This window comes from Dyella silvatica (genome assembly GCF_026283955.1).
GTDB classification, from domain to species: Bacteria; Pseudomonadota; Gammaproteobacteria; order Xanthomonadales; family Rhodanobacteraceae; genus Dyella_C; species Dyella_C silvatica.
In genome coordinates, this window is the sequence record NZ_JAPDPE010000079.1 from 1 (window position 1) to 24,811 (window position 24,811).

General features: G+C 60.7%; 16 protein-coding genes and 3 pseudogenes. 14 read left to right on the forward strand and 5 right to left on the reverse strand.

What is annotated here, in order from left to right:
- The 4 genes from pgmB to OUZ52_RS15370 all read left to right on the forward strand — a co-directional run.
- Positions 1 to 1,507, forward strand: a 1,507-nt coding sequence (pgmB, locus tag OUZ52_RS15355; protein ID WP_266159390.1) for a beta-phosphoglucomutase, incomplete at its 5' end; no start/stop codon positions are given.
- 30 nt (positions 1,508 to 1,537) lie between these two features.
- Positions 1,538 to 3,901, forward strand: a complete 2,364-nt coding sequence (locus tag OUZ52_RS15360; protein WP_266159391.1) for a TonB-dependent receptor — start codon at positions 1,538 to 1,540, stop codon at positions 3,899 to 3,901.
- Positions 3,902 to 4,110: 209 nt separating this feature from the next.
- Entirely contained in the window at positions 4,111 to 5,361 is a 1,251-nt protein-coding gene (locus tag OUZ52_RS15365) for an MFS transporter (RefSeq protein ID WP_323135358.1), read from the forward strand.
- Positions 5,362 to 6,026: 665 nt separating this feature from the next.
- On the forward strand, positions 6,027 to 7,427 hold the full coding sequence (locus OUZ52_RS15370) for a sigma-54-dependent transcriptional regulator (protein ID WP_266159392.1): 1,401 nt from the start codon (positions 6,027 to 6,029) through the stop codon (positions 7,425 to 7,427).
- Positions 7,428 to 7,493: 66 nt separating this feature from the next.
- Here OUZ52_RS15370 and OUZ52_RS15375 read toward each other — a convergent pair whose 3' ends face one another.
- From OUZ52_RS15375 to OUZ52_RS15390, 4 genes are all read right to left on the reverse strand, one after another.
- The gene (locus OUZ52_RS15375; protein ID WP_266159393.1) at positions 7,494 to 9,047 is read right to left on the reverse strand and encodes a response regulator; all 1,554 of its coding nucleotides are present in this window, start codon (positions 9,045 to 9,047) and stop codon (positions 7,494 to 7,496) included.
- A 134-nt stretch (positions 9,048 to 9,181) separates the two neighbouring features.
- Positions 9,182 to 9,628 (reverse strand): response regulator, encoded by a 447-nt coding sequence (locus tag OUZ52_RS15380; protein WP_266159394.1) that lies wholly within the window; start codon positions 9,626 to 9,628, stop codon positions 9,182 to 9,184.
- A complete protein-coding gene (locus tag OUZ52_RS15385) occupies positions 9,625 to 11,433 on the reverse strand; it encodes a sensor histidine kinase (RefSeq protein ID WP_266159395.1) in 1,809 nt (602 codons plus the stop codon). The genes OUZ52_RS15380 and OUZ52_RS15385 overlap by 4 nt, the downstream gene beginning before the upstream one ends.
- Positions 11,434 to 11,630: 197 nt before the next feature.
- The gene (locus OUZ52_RS15390) at positions 11,631 to 13,970 is read right to left on the reverse strand and encodes a GH92 family glycosyl hydrolase (RefSeq protein WP_266159396.1); all 2,340 of its coding nucleotides are present in this window, start codon (positions 13,968 to 13,970) and stop codon (positions 11,631 to 11,633) included.
- A gap of 320 nt (positions 13,971 to 14,290) precedes the next feature.
- Between OUZ52_RS15390 and OUZ52_RS15395 the strand changes: the two genes are divergently transcribed.
- The 9 genes and pseudogenes from OUZ52_RS15395 (at position 14,291) to OUZ52_RS15435 (ending at position 23,227) form a co-directional block, all read left to right on the forward strand.
- On the forward strand, positions 14,291 to 15,343 hold the full coding sequence (locus tag OUZ52_RS15395) for a LacI family DNA-binding transcriptional regulator (protein WP_266159397.1): 1,053 nt from the start codon (positions 14,291 to 14,293) through the stop codon (positions 15,341 to 15,343).
- A 108-nt stretch (positions 15,344 to 15,451) separates the two neighbouring features.
- Positions 15,452 to 15,908, forward strand: a pseudogene (locus tag OUZ52_RS15400) (MFS transporter); the annotation flags it as partial.
- A gap of 428 nt (positions 15,909 to 16,336) precedes the next feature.
- Positions 16,337 to 17,065, forward strand: a pseudogene (gluP, locus tag OUZ52_RS15405) (glucose/galactose MFS transporter); the annotation flags it as partial.
- Between the two features lie 10 nt (positions 17,066 to 17,075).
- Positions 17,076 to 18,019, forward strand: a pseudogene (locus tag OUZ52_RS15410) (carbohydrate kinase family protein).
- Complete coding sequence (locus tag OUZ52_RS15415; protein WP_266159398.1) at positions 18,016 to 19,233, forward strand: AGE family epimerase/isomerase; 1,218 nt, start codon at positions 18,016 to 18,018, stop codon at positions 19,231 to 19,233. Before OUZ52_RS15410 ends, OUZ52_RS15415 begins: the two are co-directional and overlap by 4 nt.
- Before the next feature lie 822 nt (positions 19,234 to 20,055).
- Positions 20,056 to 20,685: a YceI family protein gene (locus tag OUZ52_RS15420; RefSeq protein ID WP_266159400.1), complete on the forward strand. Its 630-nt coding sequence runs from the start codon at positions 20,056 to 20,058 to the stop codon at positions 20,683 to 20,685.
- A complete protein-coding gene (locus tag OUZ52_RS15425; protein WP_266159402.1) occupies positions 20,682 to 21,266 on the forward strand; it encodes a cytochrome b in 585 nt (194 codons plus the stop codon). Before OUZ52_RS15420 ends, OUZ52_RS15425 begins: the two co-directional genes overlap by 4 nt.
- 53 nt (positions 21,267 to 21,319) lie before the next feature.
- The gene (locus OUZ52_RS15430; RefSeq protein WP_425493861.1) at positions 21,320 to 21,838 is read left to right on the forward strand and encodes a YceI family protein; all 519 of its coding nucleotides are present in this window, start codon (positions 21,320 to 21,322) and stop codon (positions 21,836 to 21,838) included.
- Between the two features lie 12 nt (positions 21,839 to 21,850).
- Positions 21,851 to 23,227 carry a GTP-binding protein gene (locus OUZ52_RS15435; RefSeq protein WP_266159405.1) on the forward strand — a complete coding sequence of 459 codons (1,377 nt, stop codon included), beginning with the start codon at positions 21,851 to 21,853 and terminating at the stop codon, positions 23,225 to 23,227.
- A gap of 29 nt (positions 23,228 to 23,256) precedes the next feature.
- Here the strand turns inward: OUZ52_RS15435 and OUZ52_RS15440 are convergent, their stop codons facing one another.
- Entirely contained in the window at positions 23,257 to 23,493 is a 237-nt protein-coding gene (locus OUZ52_RS15440; protein ID WP_266159406.1) for a glutaredoxin family protein, read from the reverse strand.
- Between the two features lie 63 nt (positions 23,494 to 23,556).
- Here OUZ52_RS15440 and OUZ52_RS15445 point away from each other — a divergent pair.
- On the forward strand, positions 23,557 to 24,811 hold a 1,255-nt coding region (locus OUZ52_RS15445; RefSeq protein ID WP_266159407.1), incomplete at its 3' end, for an L-serine ammonia-lyase.

Consider the following 24,811-nt stretch of genomic DNA (forward strand, 5'->3'; position numbering starts at 1 on the left):
GCATGCGACTGCGGCCTGGATGGCTAAAAACGAACCCTCCGCTTATGCCGCCCTGTGCGCACGGATCCAGCTTGGTGACGATGAAATCGGCGCATGGCAACGCGCTGGCGAAGCGATGTATTTGCCGGTGGATAGCCAGCTGGGCATTTTCCCGCAAGACGATGGCTTTCTCGACAAGCCGCGTCTGCCTCACGCCGATGTCAGCGATGCTGGTGCGGAAGGCAAGCGTCCACTCTTGCTGCAGCTTCATCCGCTAAGCATTTATCGCCATCAGGTATGCAAGCAGGCCGATGCCTTGCTGGCCTTGATGCTGGCTGGCGAAACGGTGGACCGCGCGGCCAAGCGACGCAACTTCGATTACTACGAAGGCGTCACCGTGCATGACTCCACCCTGTCAGCTTCGACCTTCAGCGTCATTGCCGCTGAAATCGACGAGCCAGCCAAGGCCTACCACTACTTTCTCGACACCTTGCGTGTGGATCTCGATGACCTGCATGGCAACGCAGCGCATGGCGTGCACATGGCTGCCATGGCCGGCAGCTGGCTGGCCTTGACCTGGGGCTTTGGCGGCTTGCGCGTCAGCGACGGCATGCCATCGCTGTCACCACGATTACCGCAAGCATGGAGCGGTTATCGCTTCGGCCTACGCTGGCACGATGCGCAACTACGCGTCACCGTGGATCGCCAGGGTGTGATCTATAGCCTGGGTCGTGGCGATGCATTGAGCTTTCGCCACAACGGCAACGCACAGCAGCTACGGGCAGGCGAAACCTTGCAGTTGCCGCTCGCAGGCAGCAGCGCCGGCAAGCACACACCACTGCAAGCGGTGATCTTCGATCTCGATGGCGTGATTGCGGATACGGCTGTCGTACATGATGCCGCCTGGAAACGGCTGGCCGCGGAAATAGGCGTGCCGTTCGACCAAAGCCTCGGCGAACGACTCAAGGGTGTGGATCGCCGCGGCTCGCTGGACATTCTGCTCGAAGGCGCAAACCGCACCTATAACGAAGCCGAGAAACTCGCCTTCAGCGAACGCAAAAACGATTACTACAAAGAACAAATCCAAGAGTTCGGACCACAGCAACTCTTACCCGGCGCGCGTGCGGCGATTGAATCGAGTCGTGCAGCCGGACTAAAGATCGGCCTCGCCTCGGCCAGCCGCAACGCTCCGCTGCTGCTCGAACGCCTGGGAATTGCCGGACTGTTCGATTACATCGTCGATGCCGGACGCATTCAGCACTCCAAGCCCGATCCAGAAATTTTCCTAGCCGCCGCCGCAGGGCTGGGTGTCACACCGCAATCCTGCCTCGGCGTGGAGGACGCCGCAGCAGGTGTCGCCAGCATTCACGCGGCGGGCATGGTCGCGGTTGGTATAGGTAGCCCGTTGGCGCTGGCACAGGCCGAAACGGTACTACCTAGCCTGGACGTGTTTCGCATCGAAAATTTCTTGCATGGCGAACACCAGACGCCGGCAGCACAAGCCGGTTCGACGCACATCACTACATAAGCAAGCCAGTCAAGGTTGGGGAGAACAAGCATGAACAGCCAAGGTATGACTCGACAACTGCTAGCCGCGGCCATTGTTGCCGCATTGATGGTCGGCACTGTCCACGCACAGGATCAATCGGCCCCTGCCGATAGCAAGGCGTCTGACGCCAAGACCAGCAAAGGCAACAAGCAGGACATCAAGACCCTGGACCAAGTCGTCGTTACCGGCGCGGCCAGTACGGGCGGCATCAAGAAGATCGATGCCAGTTATGCGATCTCCACTCTGTCGGCTGACGACATCAAAGACATCGCACCGTCGAGCACCGCCGACCTGCTCAAAGCCGTGCCCAGCGTGTGGGTGGAATCCAGCGGTGGCCAGACCGGCGCCAATGTCTTCGTGCGCGGCTTTCCCGGCGCGGGCGATGCGCGTTTCGTGACTGCCGAACTGGATGGCTCGCCGCTGTATGGCAGCTCCGGCCTGTCCTTTATGAGCACACCTGACCTGTTTCGTCTCGACGACAGCATCGAACGTGTTGAAGTGCTTCGCGGCGGGCCAAGCCCGATTTTCTCTTCGGGCCAGCCCGGCGCCACCGTCAACTTCATCCAGAAAGACGGCACCAGCACGCCGGAAGGCGCGGGCACCGTGCGCGCCACCGTCGGCACCAAAAATCTTTATCGTCTCGATGCGTACTGGGGCGGGCAGATCGCCAAGGATTGGTACTTTGCTGGCGGCGGCTTCGCTCGCAAAGGCGATGGCGTGCACGACTCCCAATTTCCGATCAACCGTGGCGGCCAGCTTGAAGGCATCCTCACGCACAAGTTCGACAACGACAACGGCTCGTTCTCGTTCTCGGCACGCCACACCAACGATGACAATGCCTTCCTCACTTCCTCACCGATGGTCAGCATCAATGGCAAATTGCATCGCCTGGATGCCTTCGATCCCAGCAGCGACACCCTGCTCGGTAACGACTTGCGCCACACGAATATTCAGGTGACGCCGGGCAGCACCCCAGGCACGCTTAGTACGGATCTCGCCAAGGGCCGTGGCATGAATCTGAACACTTATGGCTCGAAGTTCGACTGGAAGTTCGGCGATGGCTGGTCGGTAAGCAACCGCGCCAACTTCGTCCGCGGCAGCGTGCCGACCACGGCCTTGTTCAACGGCTCGGCGCCGCCACAGACGATTTCATCATTCATCAATGACTCGATCGCCAGCGCTAACGCCAACCCGGCCATCGTGGCGGCCGGCGGCATGGCTAGCAGTGGCACGGCGGTATATACCCACGGCGGTCAGGCGCTCGATCCGAACCAGTTGGTGCTGCAAACCGGCCTATGGTCGGTCAAGAAGCAAATCCGCTCGTTTAGCGATGAGCTGCGAGTTAACAAGGAGTTGTTCGAAGGCAATACCTTGACGGCCGGCGCCTACTTCGCCAGCTATGGCACACGCGACCAGTGGTATCTAGGCAACAATGTACTGACGACCCTGCAGAACAACGCGCGACTGGTCGACGTCACGCTCAATAATGGCGCGCAGATTTCGCACAACGGTTTCAGCGGCCCGGCTACCTACGCCTTCGCGGAAGCATGGAGCGGCCGCAACGTAGCAGGCTATCTCAGCGATCAGTGGAAGGTAGACCGCTGGCTGCTCGACGTCGGCGTGCGCATGGAAAACCAGCATGCCAGCGGCAGCAGCCAGGGCAACCGCACGGTAGATCTCGATGGCAATCCGCTCACCGTCTATAACAACACTGCGTCGGTATTGAACGGGCAGTTCACCCAGTTCAAGCAAAGCTCCTCGCATGCCTCGTGGACGGCTGGCGCGAACTACAGCTTCACCGATCACACCTCGGCCTTTATCCGCCTGAACTCCGGCCAGTTGTTTCCCTCGTTCGATGACATCCAGGGCGGCACGCCACAGGTCCAGAAAGTGAAGCAGTACGAGCTAGGCTTAAAGAGTGAGAACAAGTTCTATAGCGTGTACTTGACTGGCTTCTACAACCGCTTCAGCAATCTGCCTTTCCAGGCCTTTGTGCAAGGCCCGAATGGCTTGGTCAACGTGACGCTGGCCGGCACCACCAGCGCCAAGGGTGTGGAGTTCGAGACCAGCATCCGTCCCACCGAGAACTTCCAGATAAGCGCCACCGGCGACTACACCAACGCGCACTACGACAACTACGGCCAGTACTCGAATAACCAGGTGCAGCGCCAGCCGAAGCTGCAATACCGGGTCATGCCGAGCTACTTCATTCCTACGGACTGGGGTTTCATGTCGGCCAGCGCTATGGCGATCTGGCCAATAACCAGATACTGCCCTCGTATTACACGTTGGATATCGGTGCCGAGGCAGACATCGGCGAGCACTTCAACCTGCGCCTCACTGGCAGCAATATCACCAACCAGCTGGGACTGACCGAAGGCAACAACCGCGTACTGGGCGGGGCTAGCAGCGGCAATATCGTCTACGGCCGCGCTATCTTCGGTCGCAGCTACCAGCTCTCGGCGTTGTATCGTTTCTAAGGACAGCACCGCGATGAACCGGCGCGCATCGTCGCGCCGGCCCTTGCGGCCATGGCCATCGGCCCGGCCGCTTCGATGCACGAAGGCCGAGGAGAATCTTGAGTGCGCTTGAATCGAGGCCTGATCATTGCCTCGCTGGGGTTGAGCTACATGATTTACGCGGTGCTGTTGAACAGCGTCGGCACCGTCATCATGCAAAGTATTCTCAGCTTCAGCATCGCCAAACAGAGCGGCAGCATTCTGGAGGCGTGCAAGGATTTGTCGATCGCTACGGTGTCGTTCGTCGCCGCCTCGTATCTACCGCGCCTGGGTTATCGCCGCTCGATGGTGTTGGCACACGCGCTAGTCGGCATCGCCTGTGCACTGATGGCACTGGCGCCAAGTTTTGCCATGACCAAATTATTGTTCGTGGTGATCGGCGTGACTTTTGCGCTGGTCAAGGTCAGCGTGTATTCCTCGATCGGCCTGCTGACCGAAAACCGCCAGCATCACGCCAGCCTGATGAACATCATCGAAGGCCTGTTCATGCTGGGCGTGCTGTGTGGCTACTGGCTGTTCGGCGCTTATATCGATCCGCACGATCCCGCCCGGCTCGACTGGGTCAACGTGTATTGGGTGCTGGTCGGCGCTTGCGTGCTGGTCATCCTGATATTGCTTGCGGCGCGACTGGACGAGTCCGCCGCCAAGACGATTGCGCCAAGTCAACATGGCGCTTTTATCGACATGCTGCGGCTCTTGCTCAAGCCACTGATCTACGCCTTCGTACTGTCAATTTTCATGTACGTGCTGATCGAACAAAGCCTGGGTACCTGGCTGCCCACGTTCAACCGCGAGATTCTTCATCTGCCACCGGCGATGAGCGTGCAAGTGGCCAGCATCTATGCCGGCGCACTGGCGCTGGGAAGGCTGATCGCAGGTTATTTGCTGCGGCGGATCTCCTGGTACTACCTGCTAAACGGCTGCGTCATCGCCATGGCCGCCTTGGTATTGCTGGTATTGCCGATGGCCGCGCGGGTGCAGCTGCAGCCTGATGTGAACTGGCTCAATGCGCCGCTGGTAGCTTATCTGCTGCCACTGATCGGCTTGTTGATGGCGCCGATCTACCCGGTGATCAACTCAGTGATGCTGAGTACCTTGCCCACCGAAAGACACGCCGCCATGACCGGGCTTATCGTGGTGTTTTCCGCGCTGGGCGGCACGCTGGGATCGTTCATCACCGGCATGGTGTTCGCCCACATCGGCGGTGAAAGCGCGTTCTACACCACGCTGATTCCCATGGCAGCAATCATCGGCGCGTTGTTTGTGTTCAAGCGCGAATCGCAACTGGCTACTGCTGGCTGCGCGATCGATTAAAAGCCGCCCCTGAGCTGTATGGCCGAGACATAGGCTGAGCGCCGCACAGCTCTGATCACATGCCAGAAAGAAAGCCTATGTCCAAGCGCATGACTCGCCGACGGCTTGGGGCGCAGCTATTACTCGCAGGTCAGTGCCATGCCTTACTTGCCGCGACGCCAGCGTCGAGCGCCAATGCCACCGATCCGCAAGTGCTTCCTGGCGTATCGCCCGCCCTGCCGGCCAAGTCTCCCCCGACATTGCTGATCACCGGCACACGCGATTTCGCCATGAGCTCGGCGATACGAAGCGACACCCTGCCGACCCGGGCCGGGGTCGATAGTGAGCTGCAGGTATGGGATGGCATATGGCATCTTTCTTTTCCGCGCCAGAACTGCCGGAGTCGAAAGAGGCCTACGAGGTGATCGTGAAGTTCTTCGAACGCCATCTGGGTCATTGAGCGCGCCTCTCGCTCCTGCCACCAGGAGGTGAGGGCTAACCGGAGCACGAGTCCTGCTTCTTTACTGTTGTCCTTGATGCGCATCACATTTTTCATATCACGTAGCTGACCCAAGCGACTTCGTGGACACCACGGCCAAGTTTCCAAGCAATACGAGTGCCACAGCCTTTGCCCCTCGGAGAGGCGCCGGGTATTCTTGTGACGATTACATCCCAGCTTGAAGCGCATGAGCCAACAGACCGTACTGGTCATCGACGACGAACGCGACATTCGCGAACTGCTTACCATCACGCTAGGCCGGATGGATCTGCGCGTGGATGCGGTAGGAACAGTGACCGAGGCTCGACGCGCACTGGCCGAACACAGTTACGACCTATGTTTTACCGACATGCGGCTGCCTGACGGCAATGGCCAGGAGGTGATCGAGCTGATCGCCACCCACCATGCCGATACGCCAGTTGCCATGATTACCGCCTATGGCAATGTCGACGCCGCCGTGAATGCCCTCAAGGCAGGCGCCTTCGACTTTGTCTCCAAGCCGGTCGACATCCAGATGCTGCGCCAACTGGTGCGCACCGCGCTGAAGCTGGCCGAAGAAAAACGCAACGATCTCGCTGCCGCCAAAACCGGCAGCAGCGGCGACCGGCTGGTGGGCGACTCGCCAGCCATGCAGCAGGTTCGCGCCACCATCACCAAGCTCGCACGCAATCAGGCCCCGGTGTACATCGCCGGCGAATCGGGCGTCGGCAAAGAGCTGGTGGCCCGACTGATTCACGAGCAAGGCCCGCGTGCGGGCGGCCCTTTTGTACCGGTGAACTGCGGCGCAATCCCCTCCGAACTGATGGAAAGCGAGTTCTTCGGCCATCGCAAAGGCAGCTTCACCGGCGCCGTAAGCGATAAGGAAGGGCTGTTTCAGGCCGCGCATGGCGGCACCTTGTTCCTGGACGAGGTGGCCGAGCTGCCCCTGCATATGCAGGTCAAGCTGCTGCGCGCGATCCAAGAGAAAGCCGTGCGCGCGATCGGCGGCCGCGACGAAATTCCGGTGGATGTGCGGATTCTCTCCGCCACCCATAAGAATCTCGGTGCACTGGTTGACCTGGGCCAGTTTCGACAGGATTTGTTCTATCGAATCAATGTGATCGAGTTATGCGTGCCGCCGTTGCGTGAACGGCGCGGCGATGTGCCGCTGCTGGCCGCTTTCATCTTGCGCCAGCTCGCCGCCAAGAGTGGTGCGGCGGCGGGACACTTGCAGCCGGCGGCGCAACGCGCGCTGGAAGAATATGATTTTCCCGGCAATGTGCGTGAACTCGAGAATATTCTCGAACGCGCCATGGCGATGTGCGACGGCGACACCATCGACGCTATCGATTTGATGCTGCCGCAGCGCGCACCGCGTAGCCAGGTGGGCACTGTTGCGGAGTCCGCCGCCCCCGCAGCGCCGCCGGCCCTACCGGCGGCGGCCCCCACCAGCGATGGCGGACTCGACGACTACATCAGCCACCTTGAGCGCACCGCCATCATCAAGGCGCTGGAAGAATCCCGCTACAACAAGACCGCCGCTGCCAAAAAACTCGGCATCACCTTTCGTGCCCTGCGCTATAAGCTGAAAAAGCTCGGCATCGACTAAACAGCGAACGCCGCCCTATTCACCGCATGCGGTGAATAGGGGCCAGCTGAAAACCAAGCATGACTATCAGCGGCCTTGCAGCACTTCGCGCAAGGTCAGCAGCAGGCTGCGTGCCGAGACCGGCTTTTCGATCTGGTAGATATGCCGCAACGCAGGCAAGCCGGTCAGGTCCGGCGGGGTGTCTGGCCGGGTCAGTAAAATAGCCGTGTCGCGATAACCATGTTCGATCAAGGCGGCCAAGGTACGCACGCCAGTGAACAGGCTCATATCGGCATCGACCACGACCGCGTCCGGCACACCTTGCGCCTCGATCCACTGCAAGGCAGCGGTGCCGCTCTGACTGGCATGCGCCTGATAACCCCAGGCGTCCAAGGTATCGACCAGCAGCGACAGCTGCGCGGCTTCTTCCACCACCACCAGGATGCGCTCACCGCTGCCTTGCAGGTTGTCCTGCTCGTCTTGTTCAGCGGCGTCGCTGCGCGGTTCGATCAACGGTATATACAAATAGAAATGTGTGCCGCTGCCAGGCACGCTGTCTACCCGCATAATGCCGTTGTGACTGGCCACGATGCGTTTGCACGACAGCAAGCCCAGGCCGGTACCGGTGATCTTGGTGGTGAAAAACGGTTCGTATAACCGCTCAAGCACCTCCTGCCCCATGCCGATGCCGGTATCGGCGACGGTCAGGCACAGATAGCGTCCCGGCGGGGCGTCTTCTCCGCTGCGGAAAAAGCCCACCGGCAACGTAACGGGCGCCGCCTCGACCCGCAAGATACCGCCCGCCGGCATCGCCTGCAGAGCATTGAGGCAGAGATTAAGCAGGCACTGTTGCAGCTCCGTATGGTTGCCTTCAAAGCAAAGCTCGGGATCTTCGGCCTCGATTTCCAAGGTGACGGTCTTGGGCACGCTGCCTTGCATGAGCAAACCAAGCGCGTCGAGCAAGGCGCCCAGCCGCACCTGTTCGGCGCGATGCGCACCGCGCGCGAATGAAAGCATCGACTGCACCATGTCCAGGCCACGCTTGCCGCAATCGCGCACTAAGGCACCGAGCCGGGCCAGCCGTGGATCGTCTTGATAATCTTGCAAGCTATCGCCGGCCAGCAACAAAGGCTGTAACAAGTTGCGCAAGTCATGACTCAGCCCACCGGCAAGCATGGCCAAACTCTCGAAGCGCTGCGCCCGAATCAATTCGGCCTCGGCGCGCAAATGCGCTCGCTGCGCCTCGGCCTCGCGCAAGGCACGGCGTACCGCGCTGGCCAGACGGGCGATGTTCTGCTTGAGGATGTAATCGGTCGCGCCATTGCGCAGGGCTTCGATCGCCGCCTCTTCGCCAAGCCGGGCGGACACGAAAATAAAAGGCAGATCCTGATTGCGCTCCCGCAACAGTTCCAGCGCGCGCCGCCCGGAGAAGCCGGGCAGGCTCAAATCGGATAGCACGATATCCGGATTGAAATCCGCCAGCGCGGCAAGATAACCCGCCTCGTCATCGACGACCTGCACAGTGTATTCAATCGCATCGGCATCCAACTCCGATAACACCAGTTCGGCATCGGGGCGACTGTCTTCGACCTGCAAAATGCGCACACAAGGCAGCAATGCTCGGCTTTGCTTCTCTGGCACGGAAAGAAACTCCTGCAGCGACGGGGAACCACAAATGGGCTTCAAGCAACAAGGTCAGACAAGGATGGTCGAAACTGCGCTTGCCGTCACGACTTTGTCTGCACCTGCATTCTTGCTACCGATAAGCACCACCCTCACTCCTCGCCCGGACCTTGATTCAACACTGCCCAAAATTGCGCCGATGTTCGCACTGATTCCAGAAACTCGCTGACGTCGACCGATTTGATCACATAAGCATTCACGCCCAGATCCCAACCGCGAGCCAGATCGCTTTCTTCACGCGACGACGACAAAATCACCACCGGCACCCGCCGTAGCCGTTCATCGCCGCGCATCCGGGTCAGCACCTCCAGACCATCCATTCGCGGCATCTTGATATCCAGCAACACCACGACCGGATTGACCGGCTCACGCGCGCTCCATTCGCCACGGCACTGCAGATAGTCCATGCAGTCCACGCCATCCTCGACGTGTATGAGCGAATGGTCCAGCTTGACCTCACGCAGCGCATCGACAACCAGCTCGGCATCCGCCAGGCTATCTTCGACCAGCAAGATGGTGCGCAGATGACGGTACATCATGAACGTTCCTGGGCGAACGTCTCGGCCAGATCAGAGGCTGGCAAGGTGAAATGAAAACGCGCCCCCATACCTAGCTCGGCATGCGCCCAGATCCGCCCGCCGTGCCGGGTGATGATGCGTTGTACATTGGCCAAACCGATACCATTGCCGGGGAACTGCGACGCGCGATGCAGCCGCTGGAACACACCAAATAATTTGTCGGCGTATTGCATGTCAAAACCGGCGCCGTTGTCCGCCACGATAAATTCGTACTCGCCCTCATTGCCGCGCACCATGCGCACTTCGATCCGCGCTACCTCGCGCTGGCCGGTGTATTTGACCGCATTGCCGAGCATGTTCTGCCAGACCGTGCGCAGCATGTTCTCGTCGCCAATGACGATGGGCAGCGGCTCGATGTGCCACAGCAACTGGCGATCCTGCGCCTCAGCCTCGACCAGCACACGAGCTTCGTCGACCAGCGCCCGCATATCCACCGGCTGCAGCCGTAGCGCGCCACGGCCCAGTCGCGAGAACACCAGCAAGTCGTCAATCAATAAAGCCATGCGATGGGCTGCATCGCTGATCACCTGTAAATAGTGCCGCGACGATTCGTCCGCCTGCTCATTGAGGTGCCGTTCCAGCTTGTCGGTAAAGCCGGCGATGTGCCGCAACGGCGCACGCAAGTCGTGCGACACCGAATAACTAAAGGCCTCCAGTTCGCGATTGACATCGGAGACTTGTTGCACCTTGCCTTCGAGTTGGCGATTAAGCTCTTTGACCTGATGCTCGACCAGCGCTCGCGCGGTGATATCGCTTACCGTCAACAGCAGCACCGGGTCACCGCTATCGTCCTGCGCCAAACGCCGTGCATTGATCACCACATGGCGATCGATGCCATCGACGGTGCGCTGGATCAGCTCGTAATCCCATAGTTCGCGGTCCAGCAGCAACACGTCGTTGAGCCGTTGTATCAACGCGCTGTCGCTCCAGGCGCCATAGCCCAGCTCGGCCAAAGGCAATGACTGGGTCTGCGCATGCCCCTGGCTATAGGGCAAACCATACAATTCGCCGAAGGCCGCATTCACCAGCAAGGTATGCAAATTGGCATCGAGCAAGGCAATCGGCTCGCGCACCGCCTGCACGATTAACTGCGAGCGCTTGATCGCCAGGCTCTCGCGCACCTCCGCTTGCAGGCGCCGGCCAATCTGCCGTTCGGAGACAATCACCACGATCGCCAGCAAGACGATTTGCGCCACCGCGGTAATGCCCAGCACCAGGCTGCTATTGAGCGATTGGCGGTGGGCCTCAGTGCGGCGACTGAGTAAGGTGGCGTCCTCATTGCGGACAATACCCTCGACCACATCGTCCATCTTGAACAGGATGCCGGCGTCGCGCATGGCCTGATTGGCAGCCACGTTGTCGCCCTTTTTATGCTGCAGCATGGCCTGCTGCATACGCTCCAGGCGCCCATCGACGCGGGCGCCAAGCGCACCGATCAATACTTGTTGATCGGGGTTTTCGCGGGTCATTTCCCGTAGCTTGCCCAGCAGGGCCGGCACGTTCTTGCCGGTCTGCTCGGCGCGGGCCTGGATCAGCGGATCGGTATCGCCATTAAGCATCCGATACAACGCCGCCTCGCTGTCGCGGGTTTCATAGGCGATCTGGTACGTAAGCGATTTCACCTCGGACGAGCGAGTTACTTGCTCACCCGCTTTGAGTGCATCGCGCGCACCGCTACGCGTCACCGCATAAGGCAACGCAACGATGACTAACACCGCAAGCAACAATCCGCCTACGCGCCAGCGCAATACCACTGAGTCTTTCATGCCCCTACGAATCACCGGCTATGCCTCCGATGCACCCGCGCATGGTTACAGATATGCCTATGCGGAGGCTAGGGCCATACGGTCGAGAAGCGTTGAATAACTCAATGTGCGGAAAGCAAAAACAGCGGCCCCATCCATCGAGGCACGCGAACGACCATGACCTTGCTACAGACTTCAGACTCTGCGCACTTGCCTCTCTAGGGATAAGCGCTCATGGCCGTGGGCCGGCTCGCCGCCGCCTGCCCCCACTCGCGGTTCGGCTCGGCCTGCATCGTAAAGTGCAGCTCGCCGCCGGCGACAATCTCGCCGTGACGTAAAAATACCCGGCTTAGCGGCTGGCCGTTGAGAGTGACCTGCCCCACATAAGGATGTGCATCATCCACCGGCGCCGCGCTGACGATGAAGTCTTTGCCATTGGCCAGGTGCAAGGTCGCTCGCGAGACGAACGGCCGGCCAATAGCGTATTCGTCACTGGCCGGGGTCACCGGATAGAAACCCAGCGCGGTAAAGATGTACCACGCGGACATCTGGCCAAGGTCGTCGTTGCCGGCCAGGCCGTCGGGCTTGGGTGCATATTGGCTATCCATGATTTGCTTGAGGCGCGCCTGGGTTTTCCATGGCGAACCGGCATAGTCATATAAGTATGCAAGGTGATGGCTGGGCTCATTGCCGTGCGCATACCAGCCAATCAGCCCGGTGATGTCTTCGACGTGCTCGAAATGGGCGGGGTCGACCTTGGCGTCGAACACACTGTCGAGCTTGCGGACGAAAGTTGCGTCGCCATCCATCGCGGCGATCAGGCCGGCGACGTCTTGCGGCACATACCAGGAGTATTGCCAGGCATTGCCCTCGGTGTAGTCGCTGCCATAGCCGGCCGCATCCGGGTCAAAAGGCTCACGGAAGTTGCCGTCGCTCTTGCGTGCGCGCATAAAACCGGTCTTCGCATCGTAGGCATGGCGCCAGTTGGTCGCGCGCTGCGCAAACGTTTTCGCCACCTCGCTCTTGCCCATCGCCTTGGCCATTTGTGCCAGCGACCAATCGTCGTAGGCGTATTCCAAGGTCTTCGATGCGCCCTCGGGCTCTTTATCGATCGGCACGTAGCCGAGCTTCATATACTCGCCCAAGCCGCCGTACGGCGCATAGCTGGCACTGGCGACCATCGCGTCCAAGGCTTTTTGTGCATCGAACCCGCGCACACCTTTGATGTAGGCATCGGCGATCACCGGCACCGCGTGGTAGCCGATCATGCACCAGGTCTCCAGCCCCTGATACGCCCACACCGGCAAGATGCCAAAGGGACTGGCCTCACGTGCGGCGATCAGCGAGCGGATGAAATCGGTACTGCGATGAGGCAGCAACAGCGCCATCAAGGGCTGCTGGGCACGGTAGACATCCCATAGCGACCAGGTGGAGTAGAACTCGAATCCATCGGCACGATGCACTTGATGATCTGGCCCGCGATAGTCGCCATTGGCATCCATCGATAACGTCGGCGACAGCATCGCGTGATAAAGCGAGGTATAGAAGTTGCTGCGCATCGCTGCCGTAGCCTCGACATCGATCACTGACAAGGCTTTGTTCCACGCGGCATAGGCTTCGCCGCGACGCGCATCGAAATCCCAGCCCTGGCCATCGCTGCCGTCGAGATTGGCTAGCGCAGTGGCCTCGCTCACGGTCGAAAGCGCCACCTTTACTCCCAGTGGTTTTTTCAATGCGCCGAAATCGAACACCCCGACCAGGGCGCGGCCATTCTGCGCATCGTGATCTTCTGCTTGATGCCCGGGCCCCTTGAAGCCTTTGTAGGCTTGCTCGGTCTCGCGGTCGTACAAGGTACGCGACTGCATCGGCTGCGAGAAACGCATGGCGAAACACAGCTCGCGTCCCGGTGCCCAGCCGCGAGTCTGGCGGCAACCGGTCACCGTGCCGTCTTCATGCACGCGCAAACTGCTCCACAAAACTTTGCCGGGGTAGTCGTAGATGCTTGGGCGCAGGTCCAATAGCACATGCGCCGGCTGCCCAGTGGGAAAACTATAGCGATGCCAGCCAATGCGACGACCAGCGGCGAGTTCGGCCCGTACGTTGTAGTCGCTCAGAGTAACGGCGTAGTAGCCCGCTTCGACCTTTTCGCTGTCGTGGCTGAAGCGCGAACGGTAACCGCTGCCCGGCTGGGCCGGGTCACCGGGTTCCAGACGCACCGCGCCACTGATCGGCATAAGCAACACATCGCCCAGATCCGAATGACCCGAACCCGAGAAATGCGTATGCGAGAAACCCATGATGCTGGTATCGCCATACTGATAGCCTGCAGCCCATTTATAGCCATGCTTGAAATCGGGCATGCCGGTATCGGGCGACAGCTGGATCATGCCAAACGGCACCGTTGCGCCAGGGAAGGTATGTCCGTCGCCACCGGTGCCGATGCGCGGATCCACTTCGCTGGCATGGCCCGACGTCGCCGCCCCGGCAAACTGCGGCGACAAACTGATGGCGGCGGTCAGTAGACTCAGTAACCAAGGGAACGGTAGACGGATAGCCATACGAGTTACCTTTACGCAGGGACGTGGGGGAACGGGGATGGGGGATGAGCAACGAAACGCTGTATTTCAGTGATTCCGTCTGCGCAAGAAACAAACGTACGGCTTGCCGACAGCCGTCGTATCAGCGTGTTGCCTGCTCGTTCGAAACGCATGAATTTACGATTTCACTAACGCCCCTTTGCCATGCCCCATGCAAAGATTTAGATCGTTACAAAAGCCGCACGCTACCATCGCCTGATAACAGCGTCATGTTGCGCTGCGCGATAGACCGTGTACCTAACTGTAGTTACATTTAGATCGTTCCAATCGAGACAATCACGATGGAAAGCATCACACCGATACGCCGTAAGGTCACCTTGACTGACATCGCCGCCAGCACCGGAGTGTCACGCGCAACCGTGTCCCTGGTTTTACGGGGCAGCCCGCTGGTGAATAAGCTCACCCGCGCCAAAGTCGAAGCGGAGTTACGCCGCCAAGGCTATGTCTACAACCGTGCCGCCGCCAATCTACGACGACGCACCTCGTCCAGTATCGCGCTGGTACTCAACGAACTGGCCAACCCCTTCTTCGCCGAATTCGCCGCTGGCGTCGACGAAACCCTGGGAGCCGCGGGGTTTGTCACCTTGCTGGGCAGTACCGGTGAATCCATCGAGCGCGAACAAGCGGTATTGGCTTCGCTGATCGAGCATGGCCCCGGCGGCATCATCTTGTCCCCGGCCGAAGGCAGCGACGCGCAACAAGTGCTGGCCACTGTCGGTGCGCAGACACCGTTGCTGCTGTTCAACCGCGAACTCGGCGGCAGCCTGCCGGAGTTCGCCCATTGGGATCGCCTGATGCTGGATAACCAGCGTGGCGCCCGCCTCGCCACCGAGCATCTGATTGCGCAAGGGCATAAACGCATTGCCTTCTTCGGCGGCCATCGCGATTCCAGTTCATGTCGTCAACGCCATGCCGGCTATGTCGAGGCGATGACGGCGGCAGGTTTGACGATGGCATCGCAATGGCGTGTCGAGACCGCACCGACTCGCCTGGATGCCGCTCATCGTTGCGGCGAGCTGTTCACCCATGAGCCTGCACCGACCGCCGCCGTTTGCTACAACGACGCCGTTGCACTGGGCCTGATGCTGGGGCTGAATCAGCGCGGCTTGCAGCCTGGCCGCGACTTCGCCGTTACCGGCTTTGACGATGTCGCCGAAGCCGCCTTCAGCACGCCGGCCCTGACCACGCTGGCCACCGGCCCGCGCGAACGCGGGCGGCAGGCAGCGCGAACCATTCTGGTCCGGCTGCGTGAACCCGAAGCCGATACCAGCTTCATCGTCGCCCCCGCGCAACTCGTCGTGCGTGAAAGCAGCGCCCCACCTCGTTCGTCCTGATTCGCACAAGGAACGCTCATGGCCTTCACCGCCCCACCTTCGGCATCGTCCACCCCATCCACGTCGAGCGGCGCCGAAAGCGCGCGCTATACCGATTTTCCGCTGGCGATGGGGGTGATCACCACGATCTTTTTCATGTGGGGCTTTCTCACCTGCCTCAACGACATCCTGATTCCGCATCTGAAAGCAGTGTTCGAACTGAACTACGCCCGCGCCATGCTGGTGCAGTTCACGTTTTTCGGTGCGTACTTTCTGATGTCGTTGCCCGCAGGCCGACTGGTAGCGGCACTAGGCTATAAACGTGGCATCGTCGCCGGCCTCACCATTGCGGCGGTGGGTGCTTTCGGTTTCTGGCCCGCGGCGCAATTGCATTCTTATGAGGCGTTTCTCGGTGCGCTGTTCGTATTGGCGACAGGCATTACGGTATTGCAGGTCGCGGCCAATCCGTATGTCGCCCTGCTTGGCCCCGAACGCACCAGCTCAAGCCGGCTGACCCTGGCGCAGGCGCTCAATTCGCTGGGCACCACGCTGGCGCCCTATCTCGGCGGACTGCTGATTCTGGCGGCGGTCTCTTCGGCCATTCCGAAAGAGGTCCAGGAGGCACCCGAGACCACCCAGCTCATCAACAGTTTGAATGAGCAACCTGCAGCCCAAGCCATTCAGACGATGCAACAAGCCCCTGCCGATCGCCTTGCCGCTGCGCTAGGCGGTATCGCCGGATCGACCTTGGCCAACCTTCCCACCGATGCGCTGATCACCCAAAGCGATCGCTTGACTCCGCCCCTGCTCGGCGCCGTGCTCGATAAGCTGCCCAGTGACAAGCTACTCGCCATCTTGCATGCCCAGTCAGCCGACCGCCTGGCGGCGCTGCCCGCCGAACCCTTGGCCAAGGCGCTCGACAGCCTCACCGCGTCCCATCTCGACGATGCGCAAACGACTCAGCTCAAGCAGTTTCGCGACAGCCTGCCAACTAGCGTCAGCGACCGGCTGAAGGCGTATCGCGAACATCAGTCTGATGTGGTCAAACTGCCCTATGTCGGGCTTGGCGTCGTGTTGCTGCTGCTCGCCGTCGGCGTGTGGTTATTCAATATGCCCGCACTGACCGGGACCACTGAGCAAGCCAGTGCATCCCATCACACGCTGAGCGATGCGTTACGCCACCCGCATGTGCTGTTTGGTGTGTTGGCGATCTTTTTCTACGTCGGCGCCGAAGTCTCCATCGGCAGCTTCATGGTCAATTATCTGTCGCTGCCCAATATCGGGCAGATGAGCGAACAGGAAGCGACTCACTACGTGTCGACCTATTGGCTCGGCGCCATGATCGGCCGCCTGATCGGCTCGGCGTTGATGGTACGGCTGTCGCCGCGCAAGCTGCTGGCCGCGTTCGCCACCGTCAACATGCTGCTGGTCACGACCACCATGCTGACCCAAGGCATGACCGCGGTGTACAGCGTGGTTGCCATCGGCCTGTTCAACTCGATCATGTTTCCGACCATTTTCGCGCTGGGCATCGAACGCCTGGGTCCACTGACCGGCAAGGCGTCGAGCCTGCTCATCATGGCCATCGTCGGCGGCGCCATCGTGCCGTATGTGCAGGGCATGTTTGCCGATCACATCGGCGTGCAGCACGCATTCTTCCTGCCCTTGCTCTGTTACGCCTACATCGTGTTCTACGGCCTGCGCGGCTCGCGAATCCACGACACCGCCACACTTACCCATTGAGAACTGCTTGATGCCACGGAACATCCTCTGCTTCGGCGAAGCGCTGATTGATTTTCACAATGAGGGACAAGATTCACGAGGTTTTCCACGCAGTTTCGTGCCATTCGCCGGCGGTGCGCCGGCGAATGTCGCAGTGGCCGTGGCGCGGCTTGGCGGTGCGGCCGCCTTCGCCGGCATGCTTGGCCAGGACCTGTTCGGGGACTTTCTTTTCGATAGCCTCACCGAGGCCGGGGTCGATTGCACGGCGGTCGCGCGTACCAGCGAAGCGCATACGGCGCTGGCCTTCGTCACGCTCGATGCGCATGGCGAGCGCAGCATTTCCAAGAAGCAAGCTTCCAGAAAGCCGCGGTATTCCATGTGTGCTCCAACAGCATGACTGACCCCAGCCTGGCCGAAGCCACTCGCGAAGGTATGCGCCGTGCGCGCGCCGCGGGCGCCTTGGTCAGCTTCGATCTCAACTTGCGGCCGGCCTTGTGGCCGCAAGATAGCGATCCGCGCCCATTGCTGTGGCCTGCCTTGCATCTGGCCGACCTGGTCAAGCTCAGTGCGGAGGAGTTCGCCTATCTCGCCGTCGATGGTGAGGAGGCCACCCTGGAACAGTTATGGGCCGGCCAGGCGCGCTTGTTGGTAGTCACCGATGGCGCCAAGCCGCTGCGTTGGTTCCATCCCGATGCCGATGGCGAAATGCCGATTTATGCTGTGCCCGCGGTGGACAGCACCGCCGCCGGCGATGCCTTTGTCGGTGGCCTGCTGCACCGATTGGCTACGCTCGACGCCGCGCCGGATCAATCGCATAGCGAACGGCTCAATCACTTAGTCACCGAGCTGCCGCGCCTGCATGCCACCTTGCGTTTTGCCGCGGCCTGCGGGGCGCTTACGGTGACCCGCCAGGGCTCATTCACCGCCATGCCCAACGAAACCGACGTGCTCGCCTTTATGGAAGCTTACGCATGAATACCTCGACCGCCCCCGACTTTCGCAGCGAAACCTTCCTGCGCAATCACATCGCCCAAAGCATGGCTTTTTATCACCCGCGAGCTATCGATCCGACGGGCGGCTTTTTTCACTATTTCAAAGATGACGGCACCATTTACGATCGCAGCCATCGCCATTTGGTCAGCAGTACGCGCTTCGTCTTCAATTACGCCATGGCGGCGATCGAGTTCGCCAAACCCGAGTATCTCGATCAGGTTCGGCACGGCCTGGATTACCTGCGCGGCGTGCATCGTGACCCGAGCACCGGCGGCTATGCCTGGACGATTCGCGACGGCAAGCCAGAGGACCGCACCAATCACGCCTACGGCGTGGCTTTCGTACTGCTTGCTTACTCCTGCGCATTGAAAGCCGGTGTCGCCGAAGCCGCGGCCTGGATGGACGAAACCTGGCAATTACTGGAACAACGCTACTGGGACGCCAGCGCAGGCCTCTACCGCGATGAAGCCGACGCGCAGTGGAACTTCACCAGCTATCGCGGCCAAAACGCGAACATGCATATGTGCGAGGCGATGCTGGCGGCGTACCAAGCCAGCGACGAGGTGCGTTATCTCGACCGTGCGCTCACCCTTGCCGACCACATGACCCGGCGCCAAACGGCAAAGACTCAAGGCTTGGTGTGGGAGCACTACGACACGCAGTGGAATATCGACTGGGATTATCATCGCGACGATCCCAAGCACTTGTTCCGTCCCTGGGGTTTTCAGCCCGGCCATCAAACCGAATGGGCCAAACTGCTGCTTATTCTCGAACCGCTGCTGCTCGAACGTAACCGCGAAGAGCACTGGCTGCTACCGACCGCGCAACATCTTTTCGATACGGCACTGGCTCGCGCCTGGGACGATACCCACGGCGGCATTTGCTACGGCTTCGCCCCTGACGGCAGCGTCTGCGATGGCGACAAGTATTTCTGGGTTCAGGCCGAATCGCTGGCCGCCGCGGCGCTGCTTCATGCGCGTACGGGCCAGGCGGTATACGACGAGTGGTACATCAAGCTATGGAACTACGCCTGGCAACACTTCGTCGATCATCAGTATGGCGCGTGGTATCGCATACTCACGCAGGACAACCGCAAATACGACGATGAAAAAAGCCCGGCCGGCAAAACGGATTACCACACGATGGGTGCCTGCCACGAAGTGTTGAGCTTGATCCGCGCGGGCGGAACACCCTGAGCTCTGCAAGACGCTGCGCCATTTGGTGGCTTACAAGCTAAGTAGCAAAGCCCGATTTCACTGAGGTCGGTTAGCCATCCTTAGATAAAAATGGCCCGGGTCTGTACACCCGGGCCATACCGCGCCATTTGCTGTCACGGTGACGGGAGCTAGCGCTCCCATCGGCGTACGGCTCGCAGGGGTCGAACCGTACATCTTCCGAACCGCCATGCCTCCACGAGCGAGACGGGCGCGCTGCCCTGCATGGTTTTCGGAAGCTGGTTGTCGAGGATGACTCCTCGAACGAATACTGTGCATCTGCATAACAGCATAAGCCACCCTGATGAGAATGACATTTGTCGTGTCATGTAATCGTGAGAGTAGGCTGCCAGCCTATGGTCCATGACCATGCGACATCCCGATAGGGGCCAGGTCTGAAAATGTGACCCACATGCTTAACCGATAGCTGCGAGGCGATGGACAACATCGGCGGATAGATCGACGCGCAACCATCGCTTCGAGTGCGCTAGGCCGGGGCTTTAAAAAATGCCGCGCAGAAATAGTCCATGGCTGCCCGACCGTCTCGCTACCAGCCTTCAGCCGCGCGACCCAGCCAAGCCTGCCGCTCTATCGACACGGCCTGGCATTCAAGCGTGCCCAGACACGACTTGGTCGTGCTGCCGGAACGTCGGTCGAGAGATGGGCCGGAACGCTCCGTGCTCCACCTGGTCGAAAGCGCCGGCCATAAGAGCCACCTTGGCCATGCCGCCATCGCGTGACAGAAACGATCTGTTCGGAAGCCGGCGCTGGCATCGCCGTAGCCGATCGGCCAGACTGCGCCCCATGTTGCTCAAGCGCCTGACAAGCCAGCTCCTCCTGCTCGCTGTATCGGCGACGCTGCCGTTGGCCGCGGCCCGCGCCGCCGAGGCAAGCTATCGTTACGATACCGTGCACAGCCAAATCGTTTTCAGCATCGATCACAACGGCTACTCCCGCCCTTTCGGGCGGCTGCACATCGCCAAGGGCTGGTTGCGCTTTGACCCGGATGACTGGAGCAAGGCGGCCACCGAGCTGGATATTGACCTTGCCAGCCTGGACATGGGCGACGAAGCCTGGAACAAAGCGGTGGGCAAGCCCGACTTTCTCGACAGTGGCCACACCGCTTATGCCCACTTTGTCAGCACATCGGTGGAGCGCAAGGATGACCAGCATGGCCTGTTGCACGGTCAATTGAGCTTGCGCGGGGTAACCCGCCCGCTAAGCCTGTCGTTCACCCTGAATCGACTCGCCAAAACCATTTACGGACTGCATACCGTCGCCGGATTTTCCGCAACCGCTATGCTAGACCGCACCGATTTCGGCATCACCGCCAATCAGGGCTCGATCGGACGGAGCGTATCGGTATGGCTGGAGCTGGAGGCGATTCGCGATGACGCTGTTCAAACAGATTCAACGAATAAGGAGCAACCATGAGCCTGCGCAGCACTGACCACCAATGGGGGTTCGTCGCCAAGTTTTTTCACTGGCTGATGGCCCTGGGCATTATCGGCATCGGCACGGTCGGTTTATTGATGACCGACATGAGCCCGTCGATGAGCAAGATCAATATCTACGCGCTGCACAAGTCCGCCGGGCTCACCATTCTCGCCTTGTTTTTGCTGCGACTGCTGTGGCGCCTGATCGACCGTCGCCCTATCGATGAACCGGCCCCGCGCTGGCAACAATTTGCTGCTCACGCTACGCACGGTGTGTTGTATGTATTGATCGCAGCCGTCCCGCTGAGCGGCTGGCTGTTCAATTCGTTGCACGGTTACCCGTTGCAATGGTTTAAGCAATTCACGGTGCCGGCGCTGGCCGAAAAAAGCGATGCGTTGGCACCCTTGGCGCACGCCGCTCACGAGTATTTGTTCTGGTTGTTGATCCTGGTAATGGTTGTGCATGCCGGCGCCGCTTTGAAGCATCATGTCTTCGATAAGGACAACGTGCTGCGCCGCATGCTTCCGTTTACCAAAGTTCGTCGTGCATCGACCACTTCTCAAGGAGACCCCTCATGAAACGTCAGACCATGAAATACCTGTTGCCACTAAGCCTTACCATCGCCCTGGGCATGGGCCTGACCGGCATCGCCAGCGCCGCTGACTACAACGTGCAGGCCGCATCGAGCAAGCTCGGTTTCAGCGGTAATTTCCAGGGCACCGGCTTTGATGGCGGCTTTGAGAAGTGGACCGCCGCGATCAGCTACGACCCGGCCAAGCTGGCGGCGTCAAAGTTCGATGTCGAGGTGGATCTGGCCAGTGTCAAGACCGGTGATCATGATCGCGATAACGCGCTGCCCGGCACCGATTTTTTCAACATCGCAAAATTTCCCAAAGCGCATTTCGTCAGCACTGGCTTTCATCAAAATGGTGCGCAAGTGATTGCCGACGGTAACCTGACTTTGCGCGGGGTGACCAAGCCGGTCAGCCTCAACGTCACCTTCAAGCCGCAGGGCACCGGTGCCACACTGGACGTCGCCACCACCGTGAAGCGCCTCGACTTCGGCGTCGGCGGCGGTGACTACTCCGACACCTCGGTGATCGGCGCGGACATCAAAGTCACCGCGCATCTCGTACTCAGCGCCAAGTAAGCACCACGCACCATGGCCGATACGTTGTGGCAGCGACTGCGCGGCTGGTTGAAACCAGCTGACGCAGCCCATGCCACCACGCCTTCGGCCAGCGCACGGGCCAGCGGGGCACATGCCAAGGTGGCCGAAAGCCTGCGGCAATTGCTTGATGACCCGACCATTCCGCCCAGCATCCGCAGCGAACTCGCCACCGATTTCGGGCGAATTGAATCGATGCTTGCGCGGATCGAGCGCGAAGAATTGCATGTCGCGGTATTCGGCCGGGTTTCAGCCGGAAAATCGGCCCTGGGCAATGCCTTGCTGGGCCGCCAGGCGTTTACCGTAGGCGTGCTGCATGGCACGACTACCACCGCCGAGCACGCCTCGCTGAATCTGTCGCCGTTGAACGAAGCCGCCCAGGGCGGCCTAGTGCTTATCGATACACCAGGCATCAACGAACTGGATGGCGAAGCGCGCGAACGGCTGGCTTTTGACGTGGCCGAAGTCAGCGACCTGGTGGTTTTCGTGGCCGATGGCGACCTCACCCGCGACGAACTCGATGCGTTGAAAACCCTGGCGGCCACACAGCGTCCGTTGCTGCTGGCCCTGAACAAGGCCGATCGCTACGGCGACGATGAGCGCGAATCGTTGTTGACGCATCTGCGTCAGCGCGTACATGGCCTCATCCACGACGAAGACGTGATCGCGGTGGCCGCGCAACCTTCGCCACGCACCGTCGTCGATACCGACGCGCAGGGACACGAGCACACGCATCGTCAAGTACGCACCGCCGAGGTCGTCGCCTTGCGTGAGCGATTGCTGGCGATTGCGCAGCGCGAAGGCAAGACACTTTCCGCGTTGAATGCCGGCCTTTATGCCGGGCGGCTTACCGACCAGGTCAGCGCGCGTATCGCGGAAAGCCGCCGCGCCCTGGCCAGCCGGCTGATCCGTCACTACTGCCTGGCCAAGGGCGTAGCGGTCGCACTCAACCCTATTCCGATTGCCGACCTGCTCGCCGCTGCCGGGCTCGATGCCGCCATGGTGCTGCAACTCTCGCGGGTGTATGGCTTGCCGCTGAGCCGGGCCGAATCAGGCCGCCTGGTCGCGGTGATCTCCGCCCAGCTCGCCGCGCTGATGGGGGCGATCTGGGGCGTGCAATTACTCGCCTCCGGCCTCAAAGGGGTTAGCGCAGGCCTGTCCGTGGTGGTGACCGCGGCAGCCCAGGGTGCCTTGGGCTGGTATGCCACGGTGCTGATCGGCCGCGCCGCCGAGCGTTATCTGGTGGCCGGCAAATCATGGGGCGAACTGGGCCCGAAACGTGCGGTTGCCGAGATTGTCGCCAGCCTCGACCGCGACTCGATCCTGCGCGAAGCGCGCGAAGAAATTCTCAAGCGGCTGAAGTCGCGCTGAGGCTTATCGCCGCGAGATGACCCAGCACCTTAGGGGGCGACCGCCAGGAAACGGCGCACGGCCGCCGCATCGAATGGCCAGTCGAGCTCGCGGCCATCCAGCGAGTCGCGCAGCACCGGCACGCGGGTGCCATAGCGCTGCTCCAGCTCGTCGCTATCGTCGACCCAGATACTGTCGAAATCCGGTGCGCGTGCCTCAGCCATGACGGCCAGTGCCTGATCGCATAAATGGCAGTAATCGCGTTGGTACAAAATCAGGCCGGGCATGACTATCAACCGTGTAGGGCACGCGTAGAATAGCGGGTTCCCCCAGCCACCAGCAGCAGCGCCATGGCCGTCAGCGTATTCGACTTGTTCAAGATCGGCATTGGGCCGTCCTCCTCGCACACCGTAGGCCCAATGCGGGCGGCGGCACGTTTCGGCGAGCACTGGCTGGAAGAAAAAGGGGTGCTCGACCGGGTCGCACGGGTGCGCGCCGAACTCTACGGATCGCTGGCCATGACCGGTCGTGGCCACGGCACCGATAAAGCCGTACTGCTTGGCTTTGAAGGTCAATGGCCGGACAAGGTCAACCCCGACCACATACCGGAGATTCTGCAACGCATCCGCGGCACCGGCCGCTTGAACCTGCTGGGCAAGCGCGAGATCGAGTTCGACGAGAAGCGCGACCTGGTGTTCAACAAGCGCCAGAAACTGCCCTTCCATACCAATGGAATGCGCTTCTCGGCCTATGACGCCGAAGGCCATGAGCTGGCCACCCGCGATTATTACTCGGTGGGCGGCGGCTTCGTCGTCAACCCCGATGAGGCAGCTGAAGACCGCATCGTCGCCGACACCACGGAGCGACCGTACCCGTTCTCCAGCGGCGGCGAGCTGCTCAAGCTATGCGAGCAACACCACCTCACCATCGCTCAGTTGATGCTGGAGAACGAAAAGGTCTGGCGCAGCGAGGCCGAGATCCGCAGCGGACTGCTAACCATCTGGACGGCCATGCAAGATTGCGTCAATCGCGGCCTGCGTTCTCCCGGCGTGCTGCCGGGCGGGCTCAAGGTGGCGCGGCGCGCCCCGGCTATGGCCGAGGAGCTACGTAGCCAACCCGAAGCCGCGCTGCGCGACCCATTGACTATTCTCGACTGGGTCAACCTGTACGCACTGGCGGTGAACGAAGAGAACGCTGCCGGCGGCCGCGTGGTGACCGCGCCAACCAACGGCGCCGCCGGCATCGTGCCGGCCGTACTGCACTACTACTACCGCTTTTGCCCGAAATCGGACGAGAACGGGATCATCGACTTTATGCTCACCGCGGCAGCCATTGGCATCCTGTACAAGGAAAATGCCTCGATCTCCGGCGCCGAAGTGGGCTGCCAGGGCGAAGTCGGGGTGGCCTGCTCGATGGCCGCCGGCGGCCTAACCGCCGCACTTGGCGGCAGCCTGTTGCAGGTGGAAAACGCCGCCGAGATCGGCATGGAACACAATCTCGGCCTCACTTGCGACCCAATCGGCGGCCTGGTGCAAATCCCCTGCATCGAACGCAACGCCATGGGCTCGGTGAAGGCAATCAACGCCAGCCGCATGGCGCTCAAGA